Below are 16,396 nucleotides of genomic sequence, written 5' to 3'. Positions count from 1 at the left end.
CGAGTGCAATTGCACATCGACCGCAACGAACCGTTTGTCCTGATACGTACAGGAAGACTATGAGCGCATTGGACCTCAACCAGCGAGCACCAACGGAACTGGGTGGATTGCTCCGCTACTGGCGCGAAGTGCGAGGGGTCAGCCAGCTCGATCTCTCGCTCGACGCGGACATCTCGCAGCGGCAGATCAGCTTCATCGAGAGTGGACGAAGCGTGCCGGGCCGGCAGACTTTGCTGAATATCGCGCAGTCGCTCGAGGTGCCGCTGCGCGAGCGCAACGTTCTGCTGTTGTCGGCCGGGTACGCGCCAATGTATTCGGAAGCGCCGTGGAATGCTCAGGAAATGTCGCTCGTAACAGGTGCGGCCAGACGTGTGCTGCTGCAGCACGAGCCGTTTCCGGCGATCGTCATGGACCGGTACTGGAACGTGCTGATGACCAACCATGCCGCGCTGGACTTCTTCAACTGCTTCGTCGATCTGGCGGCACGCGCGGGACCGCGCAACGTCCTGCACCTGATGTTCGATCCCCGGGGCATGCGGCCGCATATGGCCAACTGGGAGGCGGTGGCACGCAGTTTGATCCAGCGCGTGCAGCGCGAATCGGTGGGCCATGTCGTCGACCTCCAGACGCAACAGCTTCTCGATGCGCTGCTGTCCTACCCCGGCATGCGTGCCGAATGGCGCGCGCTGGGCATGGCAGGTTCTGCATCCACGCTGCCAATGGTGCCGATGGGCTTCATCAACGAAGGCGCGGTGCTCAACTACTTTTCGATGATCACCTCGGTCGGAACACCGTTGACGGTCGCTGCACAGGAACTGCGGATCGAATGCATGTTTCCCGCCGACGACGAAACCGAAGCGCGGCACATCGCCTTGCTCGCCGCGACACGTGAATAGTTTGGCTCGCTTATTACCTGCCATGTAATTGGCGGGACTCGCGCCTCTGACTAGTCTGTGCATGTCGCCCCAACGTTCTCAGCGATACCCTCGACCCTCAAGGAAATACCATGGCTAACTTTCCCACCTATACGCTCGAATCCGCACCCGAACAATCGAAGCCCGCACTGAACACTCTCGCCGAGATCTTCGGTATGGTGCCCAACATGCCTGCCAAAATGGCGGGCTCACCGAGGCTGCTTACTGCCCTTGTTGGCGTGTTCAATCAGGCGCACGGTGGCAACCTGAACGAACAGCAGATGCAGGTACTGCTGCTCACCAATGCGGTGACCAATGGCTCCGCGTGGCCGGTCGCATTCCACTCATTCCTCGGGATCAAGGAAGGCCTGAGCGAGGCCGACGTGCAGGCGATCCGCGAACGCCGCTTCCCGCAGGACGCCAAGCTTGCGGCGCTGTCGCGCCTCGCACGCACGCTGATCGAAAAGCGCGGCCGCATCGACGACCACGACATCGCTGCATTCACCGAAGCGGGTTTCGATCAGGCGCTGGTGCTTGATGTCGTCCTCGTGGTCGCCGCCTCGACGATGACGAACTACACCGCGAGCGTCACCCAGCCGCCGCTCGAAGAACTCTTCCAGCCCTACGAATGGAAGGCTTGATGCGAGTTTGGGCGGCGTGAATAGAAACAGAACCCGCCGCCTCAGATTGCCTCGTTAAGGCCCTTTCCTCGCCGGGAAAAGGCCTTTTTTTTGATTTTCTGGCGGGCAGATGCTGAGCTGGACCTGTGCGTCGCCTGCAACGCTGCGGCCACCCGAGGACAGTCGACGACCTCGACGGCCATAGCGCCATCCACTAACGGCTCGCCACTATATTGACTTGACGGGCTTGGCTCAGTCTCCAGTTCAGATGAGCGCGCGTTAGTGGGCGGAGCCAGTTGCCAATGTGCTTTGTTCCGCGGATTTGGAAATTGGGTTTGGGACGCCGAAGGGTGAAGACGGGTCAAACCGAGCCGGACAGATCAGACGAGGCTCGGCAAGTTGCCGCCGCTCGCCATCGCCTTCACCTGGTCACTCGAGCGGCTGCTCTGCATCACACTGCGAACCTTCATTCTCGGCGCAGATTCCCAGGCAGTAGAAAATCTGCCCTCAAGCACCAAAAAAGATGATTCGACAGACGATGCGTCGTTGCAATACGTTTACGAGGCATTTGAAGACGCTGAAAGGAGGCAAAATCGTGGATATCGAAAAACGTCTGGCAGAGCTTGGGATTGCACTACCAATCGCACCGCTTCCTGCCGCCAATTATGTGCCGTTCGTGCAAACGGGGAATCTGCTGTTCCTCGCCGGAGCGCTTCCATTCGTGAACAATCGGCTGGAGGTCAACGGCTTGCTGGGTCGTGAGGTCGACGTTGCTCGTGGCAGGGAGCTTGCGAAAACCTGCGCAATCAACATGCTTTCGCAGGTGAAGGCGGCAACGGGCGATCTCAATCGCATTTCGCGGGTTGTCAGGCTATCCGCGTTCGTTGCCTGCGTGCCAGGCTTCTTCGAACAACCCGCGGTGATCAACGGCGCGTCCGACTTCCTGGTCGAAGTGCTGGGCGACGCTGGGCGACATGCGCGAGCAGCAATGGGCGTCTCGGCGCTCCCGCTGAATTCCCCGCTCGAAATCGAGGCGATATTTGAACTGCATGCAGAAAATACTTGATCGAATCTGGGCTCTGTTGACCGCAGGCGCGAATGCCGGGCAGGTGCGCTCGCCGTTCACCATGGTGCAAATTGCGACCTTGGGGCTGGATGGCGCACCGAGGGCCCGCACCGTCGTGCTTCGTCAGATCAATCGCAGTCAAAGCGCGGTGACCTTTCACACAGACATCCGGTCCGAAAAAGTGGCCGAACTGAAGAAAGACCCGCGCATCGCGGTGGTAGCTTGCGACCTCGAAGCGGGTCTGCAGATTCGCCTTGAAGGCATCGCCACAATCGTCGATCGTGGTGAACGGAAGGACACAGTCTGGAACGCGAACAGGCCGCGCACGTTGATACTCTATCGTGCTCCGCTTCGCCCCGGAACGCCTATCGGTTCGCCAGGCGACGCGCACGTCCCGCCCGAATGCGACGATGCCGAGCGAAGCGCCGGCAGCGAGAACTTCTGCCTGGTCGACATCGAAGTGTCGAAGATCGATTACCTTGATCTATCTCCGAGCGGACATGTTCGCGTCAGGTTTATCCGCGATTCGGATTCCTGGCAGGGTATTTGGGTTGCACCGTGAGTTGCCTGTCCTTTTCAGCCTGCGCAAACAGCCAATCCCGCATCGCCCGCTTTGCGTCGGAATCACGTGACTCTTCCGGACACACGACGTAGTAGCCGAGCGAAAGGGAAATCGAAAAATCAAAAATCCGGCGCAGCCGGCCTGCGGCTATGTCTCGTTCAACCAGGGGTTCGTTGGCCAATGCGATTCCCTGACCGGCCGCGGCCGCGTCAAGGGCGAGCGACGACTGATTGAAGCGTGGCCCCTTGGTGGGATCGACTCGACTTCCATTTTTCAGTGCGGCGAGAAATTCCGGCCACAAGTCATGCGCGTCGTGGAGCAGGACATGCTTTGCGAGATCGGACGGCCTGGTCAATGACTTCGGGCCGTCGAGCAGCGACGGGCTGCCGACCGCAAAGATATCAAGTGGAAACAACAGGTCGCCGACGAGACCTTTGCCGAAAGGTGGCTTGCCGAAACGAATGGCGATGTCGACACCATCGCCTTTGAAAGTGCACAGCTTTTCGTCCGCGATGATTCGAACTTCGATCGCCGGGAAGGATTGACTGAACTCGGACAGCCGCGGGATCAGCCATTTCGAGGCGAAAGAAGGCGTCGTGCTGATCGTGAGCACCGACGAGCGGCGATTGAGCGCCTCCGTGGCGTCCAGGATGATGTTCAGCGCGCGCTGGACCTCCGAAAAATACGCCAGTCCCTCCGTTGTCAGCGCAAGCCCCCGCGGCAGCCGCTCGAAGAGCCGAAGCGACAGGACATCCTCGAGGTGGCGAACCTGTTGAGCTACGGCACCCTGTGTGACGCCGATCTCCTCGGCGGCCAGCCGGAAATTGAGGCTGCGTGCCGCAGCCTCGAACGCGCGCAACGCATTGAGCGGAGGCAGGTAGCGGGTTTTTCGCGAGTCAACCATGTAGAAAAACTACTGTATGTTAAGAGAAATCATCGTTCGACGCTGACATTGTATCGCCCTATATTGCAGTCATGCACACCGGCCGGTGGGCGTATCCGGTTTTCGATCCATCTATCAGGAGAGAAGCATGGCTGTAGAAAAAGTGGCGATTGTGACGGCGGCAGGCAAAGGCATGGGTGCAGCGATCGCGAGGGAACTCGCTGCGACCGGCTATCGGGTAGCACTGATGTCGCCGTCCGGTAGTGCTGTCGAGTTAGCCAAGGATCTGGGTGGCTTCGGTATATCGGGATCGGTGACCGAGGTCGCTGATATTGACCGGCTCGTTCGCGAAACGCTCGAAAAGTATGGCCGTATCGATGCGGTCGTCAACAACACCGGCCACCCGACCAAGGGCGATCTGCTGTCAGTTGCAGACGAGCAGTGGCACGCCGGTCTCGACCTGATCGTTCTGAACGTCGCGCGCGTGCTACGACGCGTGACACCGGTCTTTCAGGAGCAAGGCGGCGGGGCCGTCGTCAATATTTCCAGCTTTGCGGCAGATGCACCGGAGCAGGCGATGCCGGTGTCCTCGGCGCTGCGCGCGGCGCTTAGCGCGTTCACGCGTCTGTACGCCGATCGTTATGCAAAGGAGAACATTCGCATCAATTCGGTTCTGCCCGGCTTTATCGACAGCTGGCCGGAGACTCCCGAAATCGTTGCCCGTATCCCGATTGGCCGATTCGGCAAGACCGACGAAATTGCAAAGACGGTCGCGTTCCTGCTGTCGGATGGCGCCGGTTACATCACCGGCCAGAACATCCGGGTGGATGGCGGCATTGTTCGCGCTCTGTAAATTGGAGTTCTAATGGATATGAAAGCTCTACCCAGTATCGAGACGAAGCCGTTGCGCAACCACTACGACGTGGTCATCGTAGGTGGAGCCAGCATGGGATCCGCCGTAGCGTGGTATCTGTCGAACAACAAGGATTTCACCGGAACCATCCTTGTCGTCGAGCGAGACCCGTCATACCAGTGGACGTCGACAGCAGCCAGCAACAACTGCATGCGTCAGCAATTTGCGACCGGGATCAACGTCCATATCGCTCAATACGCAGCCGAGTTCGTCAAGCATTTCCGCGAGAATCTCGGCGGCGATCCCGCTGTACCGGAAATCCCGATTCAAAACTTCGGCTACCTCTATCTGGCCGACAACGAAGAATTTGCGGGTGTTCTCCGGCGTGATCAGCAACTGCAGGCATCGGCCGGTGCAGGCACCCGCATGGTGACACCCGAGGAAATCCGTGCGGAATATCCCTTCTACAAGCTCGACGACATCGTGGCGGGCAGCCTCAATGTTGTCGACGAGGGGTATTTCGATGCCCCGATGATGGTGAACTGGTGGCGCAACAAGGCTCGCGAAAACGGCGTCGAATACATCACCAACGAAGTCACCTCGATGAACCGGTCAGCGAGCCAGGTCGAGACGGTTCGCTTGCGCTCGGGCGAGTTGATCGGGGCAGGCACAGTGGTCAATGCGGCCGGTCCGCGCGCGCGCCAGGTGGCGCAAATGGCGGGTATCGACGTCCCGATCGAACCACGGCGTCGCTACACCTACATCTTCTCGGCTGAGAAACCGTTGCACTGCGACCTGCCGTTGACCATCGATCCGAGCGGTGTCCACTTCCGCACGGAGGGCCGCAATTACCTGATCGGATGCCCCCCGCTCGACGATGCGGATCCAGCCGTCGGCTACGAGGATTTTTCCTACGAGCAAGGTATCTGGGAAAAGAAGCTTTTCCCGATTCTCGTTAACCGCATTCCCCAGTTCGAGCACGTCAAGATTGTCGACTCATGGGTTGGTCACTATGAGTTCAATACGTTCGACCGAAACGCAATTGTCGGGCCGCACTCACAGGCGAAGAACTTTCTGTTCGTCAATGGCTTCTCGGGCCACGGCAGTCAGCAGGCACCTGCAATGGGGCGCGGCGTGTCGGAACTCATCACGTACGGTGGGTATCGCACCCTGGATCTTTCGCCGTTCTCGTATGACCGGCTGGAACGCAACGAGCCATTGATGGAGCGGGCGGTTATCTGACGCGTTTGGCAATGTCACCAGCGCGCTGCTTCGGAGGTTATTTGCCACCTGGAAGTGCGCTTTTCGCGCTCGATTGCACTTCAGTCTTTCGAATTCGAATAGCGGGCCTGCAGAACGGGCTCGCACCTATTTTCAACCGGGTCGAAGGCCCGGCTACCTGAGTGGTACTCGCTTCTTCCGACAGATATCATGTTTCGTGCCTATGTCACGCTTGTCGCACTCGGTCTCATCTGGGGATCGAACTTCATCTACATGAAATGGGCAACCGCCCTGATCTCCCCGATGCAGACAGTGTTCCTGCGTGTTTTTTGCGGCTTTCTGCCGCTCGCCATCATGGCCTGGCGGGCCGGGGTCATCACCCGTGAGCAACTGCGCCACTTGCCGCATTTCGCGGTCATGTCTGTGCTGGCAACAAGCTTCTACTATTATGGCTTCGTCGCTGGGACAGCTTTGCTTCCAACCAGTGTCGCGGGTCTATTAAGCGGTTCGATCCCGATCTTCACCTTCATTTGCGCCTTCCTGCTCCTGCGCGAAGAACGGCCGACTCGCCGCATGGCCGCGGGAGTCGCCCTGGGCTTCCTCGGAATCACCGTAAGCGCGCGCCCGTGGGACGGGGCGCAAGGGGTGCCGCTTTCCGGTGTGCTTTGGATGATGGCCGGGACTTTGAGCCTTGGCAGCTCTTTCGTCTATGCACGGCGCTACATTTCTCCGCTGAAGCTGCCGCCTCTGGCTCTGGCGACTTGGCAGACGGGGCTCGCGGTACTGACCTTGCTCGTCCTGACCGACTTCAGCGGTATCGGCGCTATAAACGCGGATCTTCATGCCATGCTCGGTGCGGTCTTTGGACTTGGCATGCTGGGCACGGGCGGAGCGTTTCTGATCTACTACTTCATCATCGAAAAGCTCGGCCCCGTTCGAGCGTCCGGGGCAACCTATATCGCCCCCGTGGTCGCTGTCATGATCGGTGCAGTGATTGGGGAGAAGATCACCGGCATGGAGTTACTGGCGCTGGCGCTGATCCTCGGAGGGGTGATTCTGATCCAGACCGCGAAGCGAAGAACCCTGGCCGATACAGGCGAGCCCACGCAGCAAAAGAAGGCCGCCCAGTGGACCAGGACTTGAAATTCTCCGAGTGACCGGGCGCGGCGCACCCAATGTCCTGGACAATCCGTCAAGTGCTTTGAGAGGCAAGCGGCGGCTGTACCTTCGGAAACGGTCGTTGCAATGGCTCGGGTCGGAATGGCAGGTCAGGGTCGACTGCTGCCCCCTTGCGTCGAAGCCCCCAAGGCCCCGCTCCGACCATGACTGTTAAATCGCCCCCAACAATTACAGCCATAACGTGCGCATCCTCCCTACCGCGCTTATTCGATAGCCGAAGAACCCCAGAAGGTGATCTCACCACCCGAGGGACTGATTGGCGGTTCCCTGACTAACGATAATTGACGAAGTTAATAACGTCGTTGAGAAACCAAGGAAGGATAAGTTGCGTGTCGGAATAGCTGGTGCCGACGGTAAGTCTCGGCGGTCTTGAAGCGGCGTCGGCGGGTGGCACACCGCCCGGACCGTGCAGCATATAGGCGTTCGCATCGTACGCCGCCTGAGGATTTGCCGGCGCCGAGGTCGACGTGCAGCCGGCAGTGAAAACGACGACAACTGCTGCAAAGCAAAGGGACTTCATGAGCGGGTGAACTCCGGCGACGTTTTTTCCATTATGGCCGAACTCAGTCGAGTGCCGGGAACGAAGCGCGCCCGCCATCACAACTCCAGCACCGTCACCCCCACTTCCATCCGATGCGCGCCGCCGCCGAGAATCGTCCCGCGCAGCAACGATACATCGCTGTAGTCGCGTCCGATCGCGAGCGTCACATGATCGAGATCGGCGAGCACGTCGTTGGTCGGATCGAGATCGATCCAGCCGCTGGCCGGACAATGCACCGACACCCACGCATGCGAAGCATCCGCGCCGATCAGACGCGGGTGTCCCGGCGGCGGATCGTTGCGCAAATAGCCGCTGACGTAACGCGCGGGCAAACCGAGCGAGCGCAAACAGCCGATCATCACCTGCGCGAAATCCTGGCACACGCCGCTCTTCAGCTCGAACGCGCGTTCGGCCGGCGTATCGAACAACGTCGCCGACGGCTTGTATTCAAAGTCCTCGTGAATGCGATGCATCAGATCGATCGCACCCGCGACGAGCGGCCGACCGGGCGTGAAGCTGGGCAGCGCATAGGCGCGCAGCGACGCCCGCATTGCGATATTCGGCGACGCGAAGCAATACTCCGCCTCCGGACGGAACGCGCCGCCCACGCGAAACCGCAGCGCCTCGGCCACCGTTTCCCAGGCCGGTGTGGCCTCGGCGTCGAGGTCGGTCCAGCGCGGCGTGAGCGCGACCGTGGTTTCGCTGACGAGTTGCAAACGCTCGTGCGGTGTATCGAGCGCGAAGTACAGCACGTCGTTGCCGAACGCATCGATGCGGCTATGCCGATACGACGGCTCCGGCTCGATCCGCTCGCTGCGCGAGATCACACGCTGCCACGGACACGCGAGCGGCCGGATGGTCGCCAGATGCTGCGCGGTTTCGACATACGTCGAGTAATGGTAGGTAGTGCGATGCGAAACGGACAGCACCGTCGATGGGTTCTTCATACCCACACCTGCGAGGCGACCGTGGTCGCGTGACTGAAATAACGCGCGCTGATCTCATGCGCGGCCGCATTGGCGAAGCCGCCGATCTGATCGCACAGCGCAATCAGCTTGCCATACGAGCCATGTTCGTCGACCTCGCACAGCGCTTCGAGCGACGGCAGCAACTCGACGCCCGGCAGCAGCTCCGCGAACGGCCGATGCCGCACGCTGCCCGCCGCGATCGCGATCTCGTCGAGCTTGTTGCGCAGCCGCTCGTACACGCCATAGATGCCGCGCGGATTGTGCGGTTCGATCACGAGCAGATCGAGCAGCGCGGGCACTTCGAAACGCCCGGGGTACAGCGAGCGATACGTGAGCGTGCTGTCGAACATCTGCAGCAGCAGATCGAAGCCGGCCGGCGTCGCGAGCTGGCCGGTCGCGGCGACATCGCGCATGAACGCGGCCATCGTCGCGACACGTTCGATATGACGCCCGACGAACAGCAGCCGCCACGCTTCATCGCGCGTCATGCGGTCGCCCTGCGCACCGCTGATCGCCGACAGCTGCACCGACAGATGTTCGAGCGCATTCGCGAGCGTCACGCGATCGTAGCGATCGAACGCACTGCCGCTGCTCGTGACACCCGCGCCGCCGTTGCCCGCGCCCACGGCCGGCAGCAACACCCGTAATGCGTCCTGGAAGTCGTTGCGCGCCGCGAGGATCATGCGCCAATGGTCATTCGACAAACGCCCGCGCACCTCGCCGTTCGCGCGCGCCTGATAGTTAAGATTCTGGCTGATGCTGAGACTGCCCGCGCTCTCGCCGAGGTTCGCGACGAGCGCGCGCTCGAACGTCTGTGGCGACGGCGGCCCGTGCGGCGACGCCAGGTCGCCTGCCTGCACGAGGCCGCACCATGTCGCGAGTTCGACCAGCGTCGCGAACATCGCGTCGGCGTCGTTGCCTTCGAGCGAGCCGAGAATCAGCCGCAGCAGACGCACGTTGTTTTCCGCGCGCTCGCCGTAGCGGCCCGCCCAGAACAGGTTCTCCGCGGCACGGCTCGATACCGTGCGATGCTTGCGGGTGAGGTCGGCGGGCTGCAGCGGCGAAGGCAGCAGCGAGAACGTCGAACTCGGTTGGCTCGACAGCACCCAGGTATCGACGCTGCTGCCGCCGTGCTGCATCGATACCGTGGTCTGACGCTCGGCGGCCATGCGCGTGAAGCCGCCCGGCATCACGTGCCAGCCGCCGTTCACATCCGCGATCGCATAGACGCGCAGCACCGACGGCCGCCCGCCGATCGTGCCCTCCTCGTAGCGCGGCGTGCAGGAAAAGCGCTCCTCCTGCTGGATCGTAAACGCGTCGGGACATGCGTCGATGCGCTCGCGCCATGCCGCGAGCGCCTGTCTGCCTCCCTCGATGCCGGGCGGCGCGTCGCGTCCCGCGAGCGGCCAGGTCGGCACGATGAACGCGTCGTCGAGATGCGTGAACGCATGCTCGCGCGCGGCCCGTTCGCCGCACCACCAGGTCGGCACGCCGGGCAGCAGCAACTCTTCGCCGAGCAACGCTTCGGCGATACCCGGCATGAAACCGTGCAACGCGGGCGACTCGGCGAAGCCCGACCCCGGCACGTTCGACACGATCACATTGCCCGCGCGCATTACCTGCAACAGCCCCGGCACGCCGATCGTCGAATCGGCGCGCAACTCGACCGGGTCGCAGAACGCGTCGTCGAGACGGCGCAGCACGACGTGCACGCGTTCGAGGCCGGCGAGGGTCTTCAGATAGAGCCGGTCGCCGCGCACGGTCAGATCCTTGCCTTCGACCAGCGTGACGCCGAGATAGCGCGCCAGAAACACATGCTCGAAATAGGTTTCGCTGTATGGCCCCGGCGTGAGCAGCGCGATATGCGGTGAAGCGTCGGCGCGTTCGTCGTTGCGCATCGTCGCTTGCGCGGCCTGCACGAGCGTCGCGATCAGTTGCGAATAAAGCGGCGCGAGCCGGCTCACGCGCAGCGAGCGGAACGGCTCGGCGAGCAGCGTCGATACGATCAGGCGGTTTTCGAGCGCGTAGCCGAGACCGGACGGAGCCTCGGTGCGATGCGCGAGCACGCTCCACTCGCCGCCCGGCGTGCGCGCGAGATCGAGCGCGACGACCTGCAGATACTGGCCACCGGCCGGCGTGAAGCCCTTCACCGAGCGCAGATAGCCCGGATGGCCGAACACCAGTGCGGGCGGCAGTTGCCCGTATTCGAGCAGCGTCTGCGCTCCGTAGATGTCGGCAACGATCGCGTTGAGCAGATGCGCGCGCTGCGCGACGCCGCGCTCGAGGTGCGCCCACTCGGCCTCGCTGATCAGGAACGGCAGCAGGTCGAGCGCCCAAGGCCGCGACTTGCCGTTGTCCGCGTAGACGTTGTAGCTGATGTCGTTGTCGCGGATCTGCTGCGCGATCGACGCATGATGGTCCGCGAGACGGGTGACGCCGTCCTCGCCGAGCTGCGCGAAGAACTGCCGCCACGGCTCGCGCAGCGTGCCCGCCGCGTCGCGCAGTTCGTCCCAATGTCCGTCATGACCCGGCAGCAACCGCAACAGGGACGAAGCGTCCGCCGGCATGGCCGACGCTTCGAATGGCAAAGTCGATTGAAAGGCCAAGGTCGTGTGGTGTCAGTGATGCATGTTTTTCAACTGTGGCGCAGATCGAGTGTGAACGGGAACTCGAGGCTACGCTGCGGCGTGCCCACGGCGAGCGGCCCCGGCGTATGACCCGACGCGAAGAAGCGCGCGCGCCGCCGGCTTTCCGCCTCGTAGGCGTTGACCGGGAAGGTCTGATAGTTGCGTCCGCCCGGATGAGCGACATGATACTGGCATCCGCCGAGCGAGCGGCCGCTCCATGTGTCGACGAGGTCGAACGTGAGCGGCGCGTGTACGCCGATCGTCGGATGCAGCGCCGACGACTGCGACCATGCGCGAAAACGCACGCCGGCCACGTACTCGCTGACGCGGCCGGTCGGCTGCAACGGCACCGGCACGCCGTTGACGCTCAGCACGTGACGATTGCCGTTCAAGCCCAGCGCGCGCACCTCGAGCCGCTCGACCGACGAATCGACATAACGCACCGTGCCGCCGGCGCCGCCCTCCTCGCCCATCACGTGCCACGGTTCGAGCGCATTACGGATCGTCAGGTCGATGCCGCTCAGCGTCATCTCGCCGACCAGCGGGAAGCGGAATTCGAAGTGCGGTGCGAACCACGCGCTATCGAAGGCGAAGCCCGCTTCGCCGAGTTCGGCGAGCACGTCTTCGAAATCCATCTTCACGAAGGTGCCGAGCAGGAAGCGGTCGTGCAGCTCGGTGCCCCAGCGGGTGAGCCGCTGTGTGTACGGCACGCGCCAGAATCGCGCGACCAGCGCGCGCAGCAGCAGTTGCTGCACCAGACTCATGCGCGCGTGTGGCGGCATCTCGAAGCCGCGCAGTTCGAGCAGGCCGAGGCGGCCGGTCGGACCATCGGGCGAATACAGCTTGTCGATGCAGAACTCGGCGCGGTGCGTGTTGCCGGTCACGTCGATCAGGATGTTGCGCAGCGCGCGGTCGATCAACCACGGTGGCAGGTGGCCGCTGTCGCGGCCGCCGAGCAGATCGACCTGGCGTTGCAGCTCGGCGAACGCGAGTTCAAGTTCGTAGACCTGATCGTTGCGCGCTTCGTCGATACGCGGCGCCTGGCTCGTCGGTCCGATGAACAGCCCCGAGAACAGATACGACAGCGACGGATGGTTGTGCCAGTACGCGATCAGGCTCGCGAGCAGATCGGGCCGGCGCAGGAACGGACTGTCGGCCGGCGTCGCGCCGCCGAGCACGAAGTGGTTGCCGCCGCCGGTGCCGGTGTGGCGCCCGTCGAGCATGAACTTCTCGCTGCTCAGATAGCTGTGCGCGGCCGACTGATACAGGTACTCGGTGTGATCGACGAGCTCGTCCCAGTTCGCGGCCGGATGAATGTTGACTTCGATCACGCCGGGGTCCGGCGTCACCTGCAGCACTTTCAGACGCGGGTCGCGCGGCGGCGGATAGCCTTCGAGCACGACCTGCATCCGCAGCTCCGAGGCCGTCGCTTCGACCGCGGCGAGCAGGTCGAGATAGTCGTCGAGATCGGGCAGCGGCGGCATGAATACGTGCAGCAGCGTGCGGCCGCTGCCGAACGAATCGGCTTCGGCTTTCGGGCCGGCCGCGCGTTTCGGGTTGCGCACCTCGACGCACACCGCGGTGCGCAGCGTGTCCTTCGACGATTCGCCTCGCGCCGGCGGGGATTCGTCATGGCGCGGCGGCGCATACGCGAGCACGCCGCCGTGCGGCATGCCGCTCAGCAGATCGGCCGCCGACAGCGACAGCGCGGCCGCCTGCCGCGCGCTGCCCTCTTCTTCGGCGATCGACCGGCTCTCGCGCCCGCCTTCGTACTGCACGCGCAATTGCGCGGCCGGGCGCAGCGGCTGCGGCGGGGCGAACGGATCGTGCGCGTGCTGATACGGATAGTCGGTCTTCGACACCCACGGCAGCGCATCGAGCGGCAGCCGGTAGCCCATCGGCGAATCGCCGGGAATCAGGTACATGCGTTCGTCGCGGAAGAACCAGCGGCCCGTGATCCACGTCGGCGCGATGCCGGGCGCGCCGCGCTCGCGGCCGATCGGCAGCACGTAGCCGGCCGGGCTCGCGAGCCCGGCGTCGAACACGCGCCGCAGACGCACGCGTTCGAGTTCGTCGTCGAGGCGCGCGTCGAACGGATCGACGTTGACCGGCAGGCGACGCTCGCGCCACAGGTAGTACCAGGTGTCCTCGTAGCCGGGCTGGATGCAGTCCGCGTCGAGCGACAGCTTCGCCGCCAGATGCGCGATGAAGCGTTGCGCGTCGCCGGCCGTGTAGCGGCCGGGCTCGCGTTCGTCGGCGAACAGAGCCGGGTCGTGCCAGCATGGCTCGCCGTCGGCGCGCCAGTACAGCGACATCGCCCAGCGCGGCAACTGCTCGCCCGGATACCACTTGCCCTGGCCGATATGCAGGAAGCCGTTCGCGCCGTAGCGTTCGCGCAGCCGGTCCATCAGCGCGACCGCGTAGCCGCGCTTGGTGGGGCCGAGCGCGTCGGTGTTCCACTCGGCCGCGTCGCGATCGCGCACCGACACGAAGGTCGGCTCGCCGCCCATCGTCAGTCGCACGTCCATGTCGGCGAGTTCGTAGTCGACCCGCGCGCCCATCTTCAGCACGTCGTGCCACGCGGCTTCACTGTACGGCTTCGTGACGCGCGGCGACTCCAGCACGCGTTTGATCGACATCGCGTGTCCGAACTCGACCTCGCATTCGTCGACCGCGCCCGAGATCGGCGCCGCGCTGCCCGGCTCCGGCGTGCAGGCAACCGGTATGTGCCCTTCCCCCGCGAGCAGCCCCGAGGTCGGGTCGAGCCCAATCCAGCCCGCGCCGGGCAGATAGACCTCGCACCAGGCGTGCAGGTCGGTGAAGTCGACCTCGGTGCCGCTCGGGCCGTCGATCGACCTGACGTCGGGCGCGAGCTGCAGCAGATAGCCCGACACGAAGCGCGCCGCGAAGCCTAGTTGCCGCAGCGTCTCGACGAGCAGCCAGCCCGAATCGCGGCACGAACCCGACGCGTTGGTCAGCGTTTCCTCGGGTGATTGAACGCCCGGCTCCATCCGGATCAGGTAGCGGATCTCGTGCTGCAGCCGCTGGTTCAGCGCCACCAGGAAGTTCGCGGTGCCGGCCGGCGTGCGGTCGATGCTCGCGACGAACTCGGCGAAGCGCGGCGTCATCGGCCGTTTCACGCAGTAGGGCGCGAGTTCGGCCGCGAGCTCCGGCGCGTAGTCGAAGGGAAACTGCTCGGCCGACGGTTCGAGAAAGAAATCGAACGGGTTGTAGACGGCCATCTCGGCGACCAGATCGACGGTCACCTTGAATTCGCGCGTCTGCTCGGGAAACACGAGCCGCGCCTGGTAGTTCGCGAACGCGTCCTGCTGCCAGTTGATGAAGTGCCTCGCGGGCTCGACGCGCATCGAGTACGACAGGATCGGCGTACGACAATGCGGCGCGGGCCGCAGCCGCACGACCTGGGGCGACAGCGTAACCAGCCTGTCGTAGCGGTAGTGAGTAACGTGATGCAACGCGACGCGTATGGACACTCCGGACTCCTCGATGAAAGGGGCAGCCCGCCAAAAAAGCAAGCTCTATGCCGTTGCTGGACTAACTCGCGTGAACCGCCTGGTGTTGCCTGAATTGCGTGTGCGTTTTGCGTATCTGTTGGCTTGCCGCCCGCTTGCCGCCGGGTCTCGTCGGACCGTGCACCAAAGCGGCGCAGCACCGATGCACGATGATGACCGTACTGTGCGTTAAAGCGGTGACGTCTGGCAATCGCGGCATGAAGATTGCGACCGGCTTTCGTCCGCTATCGTGCCGATGATCCCGCTCACAATGGCTGATCACCGCGCACGACATCGCATCGATCAAGAGGCCCGCCCGATGAAAACTTTCCACTGCAATCGCTGCGCGCAACTCGTGTTCTACGAGAACGTCCGCTGCGAGCGCTGCTTGTCGCTGCTCGGCTATCTGCCGCAGCAGCGGGAGATCAGCGGGTTCGAAGACGCCGGCGACGGCCGCTGGCGCAGTCTGCATCCCGACGCGAACGGCGCGCTGTTCCGGCAATGCCACAACTACGCGGTCGAAAACGTCTGCAACTGGATGATCCCGGCCGATTCGCCCGACACGCTGTGCCACGCCTGCCAGTTGACCCGCACGATTCCGAACCTGAGCGAACCGGAAAACCGGCTCTACTGGTACCGGCTCGAAGTCGCGAAGCGGCGTCTGCTGTACACGCTGGGCGAGCTTGGTGTCGATGTGCAATCGCGCGACGCGGACCCTGAGCGCGGCCTCGCTTTCGAATTTCTCGCCGACGGCGGCGACGGCGAGCCCGTGATGACCGGTCACGACAACGGGCTGATCACGCTGAACATCGCCGAGGCCGACGACGCGCATCGCGAGAAAGTGCGCACCTCGATGGGCGAACCGTACCGGACGCTGCTCGGCCACTTCCGCCACGAGACCGGCCACTATTTCTACAGCCAGCTGATCGAAAACGAGCCGCGCTGGCTCGAACCGTTTCGCGAGCTGTTCGGCGACGAGCAGGCCGACTACGGCGAAGCGCTGAACGCCTACTATCGCGACGGCGCGCCGGCCGACTGGCAGGCGTCGTACATCAGCGCGTACGCGACGATGCATCCGTGGGAAGACTGGGCGGAGACGTGGGCGCACTATCTGCTGATCGTCGATGTGCTCGACACGTCGACGTCGTACGGACTCGCGCTGCTGCCCGACGATCCGAGCGAGCCGACGCTGACCGACCGCACGCCGGTCGAGGATGCGAGCTTCGGCAATCTGATGAAGCGCTGGTTTCCGCTCACCTATGCGCTGAACAGTCTGAACCGCAGTCTCGGCATGCCCGACGGCTATCCGTTCACGCTGGCCGCGCCGGTGGTCGACAAGCTGCGCTTCGTGCATCGCGTGATCGCGGCGGCGGCCGGCAAGCGCGACAAGCCTGGCGACCGCGAACCCGTCAGCGCATAAAAAAGCCCGCCGCCGGTCCGACCGGCAGCG

Annotated in this window: 13 protein-coding genes; 8 read left to right on the top strand and 5 right to left on the bottom strand. The window is 63.3% G+C overall.

Annotated elements, in window-relative coordinates:
* The first annotated feature begins 59 nt into the window (after nt 1–59).
* The 4 genes from L0U84_RS22235 to L0U84_RS22220 all read left to right on the top strand — a co-directional run bounded on the left by L0U84_RS22235 (nt 60) and on the right by L0U84_RS22220 (nt 3,162).
* Nucleotides 60–896 (top strand): helix-turn-helix domain-containing protein, encoded by an 837-nt coding sequence (locus L0U84_RS22235; protein WP_233852689.1) that lies wholly within the window; start codon nt 60–62, stop codon nt 894–896.
* 110 nt (nt 897–1,006) lie between these two features.
* On the top strand, nt 1,007–1,555 hold the full coding sequence (locus tag L0U84_RS22230) for a carboxymuconolactone decarboxylase family protein (protein WP_233852687.1): 549 nt from the start codon (nt 1,007–1,009) through the stop codon (nt 1,553–1,555).
* A gap of 574 nt (nt 1,556–2,129) precedes the next feature.
* Entirely contained in the window at nt 2,130–2,600 is a 471-nt protein-coding gene (locus L0U84_RS22225; RefSeq protein WP_233852686.1) for a RidA family protein, read from the top strand.
* Complete coding sequence (locus L0U84_RS22220; protein WP_233852685.1) at nt 2,584–3,162, top strand: pyridoxamine 5'-phosphate oxidase family protein; 579 nt, start codon at nt 2,584–2,586, stop codon at nt 3,160–3,162. Before L0U84_RS22225 ends, L0U84_RS22220 begins: the two co-directional genes overlap by 17 nt.
* Here the strand turns inward: L0U84_RS22220 and gcvA are convergent.
* Complete coding sequence (gene gcvA, locus L0U84_RS22215) at nt 3,116–4,066, bottom strand: transcriptional regulator GcvA (protein ID WP_233852684.1); 951 nt, start codon at nt 4,064–4,066, stop codon at nt 3,116–3,118. The two genes, L0U84_RS22220 and gcvA, sit on opposite strands and share 47 nt — an antisense overlap.
* Nucleotides 4,067–4,193: 127 nt before the next feature.
* Here gcvA and L0U84_RS22210 point away from each other — a divergent pair, with 127 nt between their 5' ends.
* From L0U84_RS22210 to L0U84_RS22200, 3 genes are all read left to right on the top strand, one after another.
* Complete coding sequence (locus tag L0U84_RS22210) at nt 4,194–4,898, top strand: SDR family oxidoreductase (RefSeq protein WP_233856683.1); 705 nt, start codon at nt 4,194–4,196, stop codon at nt 4,896–4,898.
* A 12-nt stretch (nt 4,899–4,910) separates the two neighbouring features.
* Nucleotides 4,911–6,140, top strand: a complete 1,230-nt coding sequence (locus L0U84_RS22205; protein ID WP_233852683.1) for an NAD(P)/FAD-dependent oxidoreductase — start codon at nt 4,911–4,913, stop codon at nt 6,138–6,140.
* Nucleotides 6,141–6,329: 189 nt separating this feature from the next.
* Nucleotides 6,330–7,262 (top strand): DMT family transporter, encoded by a 933-nt coding sequence (locus tag L0U84_RS22200; protein ID WP_233852682.1) that lies wholly within the window; start codon nt 6,330–6,332, stop codon nt 7,260–7,262.
* Between the two features lie 307 nt (nt 7,263–7,569).
* Here the strand turns inward: L0U84_RS22200 and L0U84_RS22195 are convergent, their stop codons facing one another.
* From L0U84_RS22195 to L0U84_RS22180, 4 genes are all read right to left on the bottom strand, one after another.
* Nucleotides 7,570–7,896, bottom strand: coding sequence for a hypothetical protein (locus L0U84_RS22195; protein WP_326491193.1), 327 nt, complete (start codon nt 7,894–7,896; stop codon nt 7,570–7,572).
* Complete coding sequence (locus tag L0U84_RS22190) at nt 7,896–8,786, bottom strand: transglutaminase family protein (protein ID WP_233852681.1); 891 nt, start codon at nt 8,784–8,786, stop codon at nt 7,896–7,898. The genes L0U84_RS22195 and L0U84_RS22190 overlap by 1 nt, the downstream gene beginning before the upstream one ends.
* On the bottom strand, nt 8,783–11,374 hold the full coding sequence (locus L0U84_RS22185) for a circularly permuted type 2 ATP-grasp protein (RefSeq protein ID WP_233852679.1): 2,592 nt from the start codon (nt 11,372–11,374) through the stop codon (nt 8,783–8,785). The genes L0U84_RS22190 and L0U84_RS22185 overlap by 4 nt, the downstream gene beginning before the upstream one ends.
* A gap of 68 nt (nt 11,375–11,442) precedes the next feature.
* Nucleotides 11,443–14,928 carry a transglutaminase family protein gene (locus L0U84_RS22180; protein ID WP_233852677.1) on the bottom strand — a complete coding sequence of 1,162 codons (3,486 nt, stop codon included), beginning with the start codon at nt 14,926–14,928 and terminating at the stop codon, nt 11,443–11,445.
* Nucleotides 14,929–15,265: 337 nt separating this feature from the next.
* On the opposite strand from L0U84_RS22180, the gene L0U84_RS22175 reads away from it, so the two are divergent.
* Nucleotides 15,266–16,366 carry a zinc-binding metallopeptidase family protein gene (locus L0U84_RS22175; RefSeq protein ID WP_233852675.1) on the top strand — a complete coding sequence of 367 codons (1,101 nt, stop codon included), beginning with the start codon at nt 15,266–15,268 and terminating at the stop codon, nt 16,364–16,366.
* The last annotated feature ends 30 nt before the right edge of the window (nt 16,367–16,396 follow it).

The organism is Paraburkholderia sp. HD33-4 (assembly GCF_021390635.1).
Classification (GTDB): Bacteria; Pseudomonadota; Gammaproteobacteria; order Burkholderiales; family Burkholderiaceae; genus Paraburkholderia.
The sequence above is the reverse complement of the archived record's forward strand: the minus strand, read 5'-3'. Positions and strand labels throughout refer to the sequence as shown.

Coding starts and splice junctions, on each gene's coding strand:
- L0U84_RS22200 (WP_233852682.1), top strand. CDS start 6,330: ATGTTTCGTGCCTATGTCACGCTTGTCGCACTCGGTCTCATCTGGGGA.
- L0U84_RS22175 (WP_233852675.1), top strand. CDS start 15,266: ATGAAAACTTTCCACTGCAATCGCTGCGCGCAACTCGTGTTCTACGAG.
- L0U84_RS22195 (WP_326491193.1), bottom strand. CDS start 7,896: ATGGCGGGCGCGCTTCGTTCCCGGCACTCGACTGAGTTCGGCCATAAT.
- L0U84_RS22205 (WP_233852683.1), top strand. CDS start 4,911: ATGGATATGAAAGCTCTACCCAGTATCGAGACGAAGCCGTTGCGCAAC.
- L0U84_RS22185 (WP_233852679.1), bottom strand. CDS start 11,374: ATGCCGGCGGACGCTTCGTCCCTGTTGCGGTTGCTGCCGGGTCATGAC.
- gcvA (WP_233852684.1), bottom strand. CDS start 4,066: ATGGTTGACTCGCGAAAAACCCGCTACCTGCCTCCGCTCAATGCGTTG.
- L0U84_RS22220 (WP_233852685.1), top strand. CDS start 2,584: ATGCAGAAAATACTTGATCGAATCTGGGCTCTGTTGACCGCAGGCGCG.
- L0U84_RS22230 (WP_233852687.1), top strand. CDS start 1,007: ATGGCTAACTTTCCCACCTATACGCTCGAATCCGCACCCGAACAATCG.
- L0U84_RS22190 (WP_233852681.1), bottom strand. CDS start 8,786: ATGAAGAACCCATCGACGGTGCTGTCCGTTTCGCATCGCACTACCTAC.
- L0U84_RS22210 (WP_233856683.1), top strand. CDS start 4,194: ATGGCTGTAGAAAAAGTGGCGATTGTGACGGCGGCAGGCAAAGGCATG.
- L0U84_RS22235 (WP_233852689.1), top strand. CDS start 60: ATGAGCGCATTGGACCTCAACCAGCGAGCACCAACGGAACTGGGTGGA.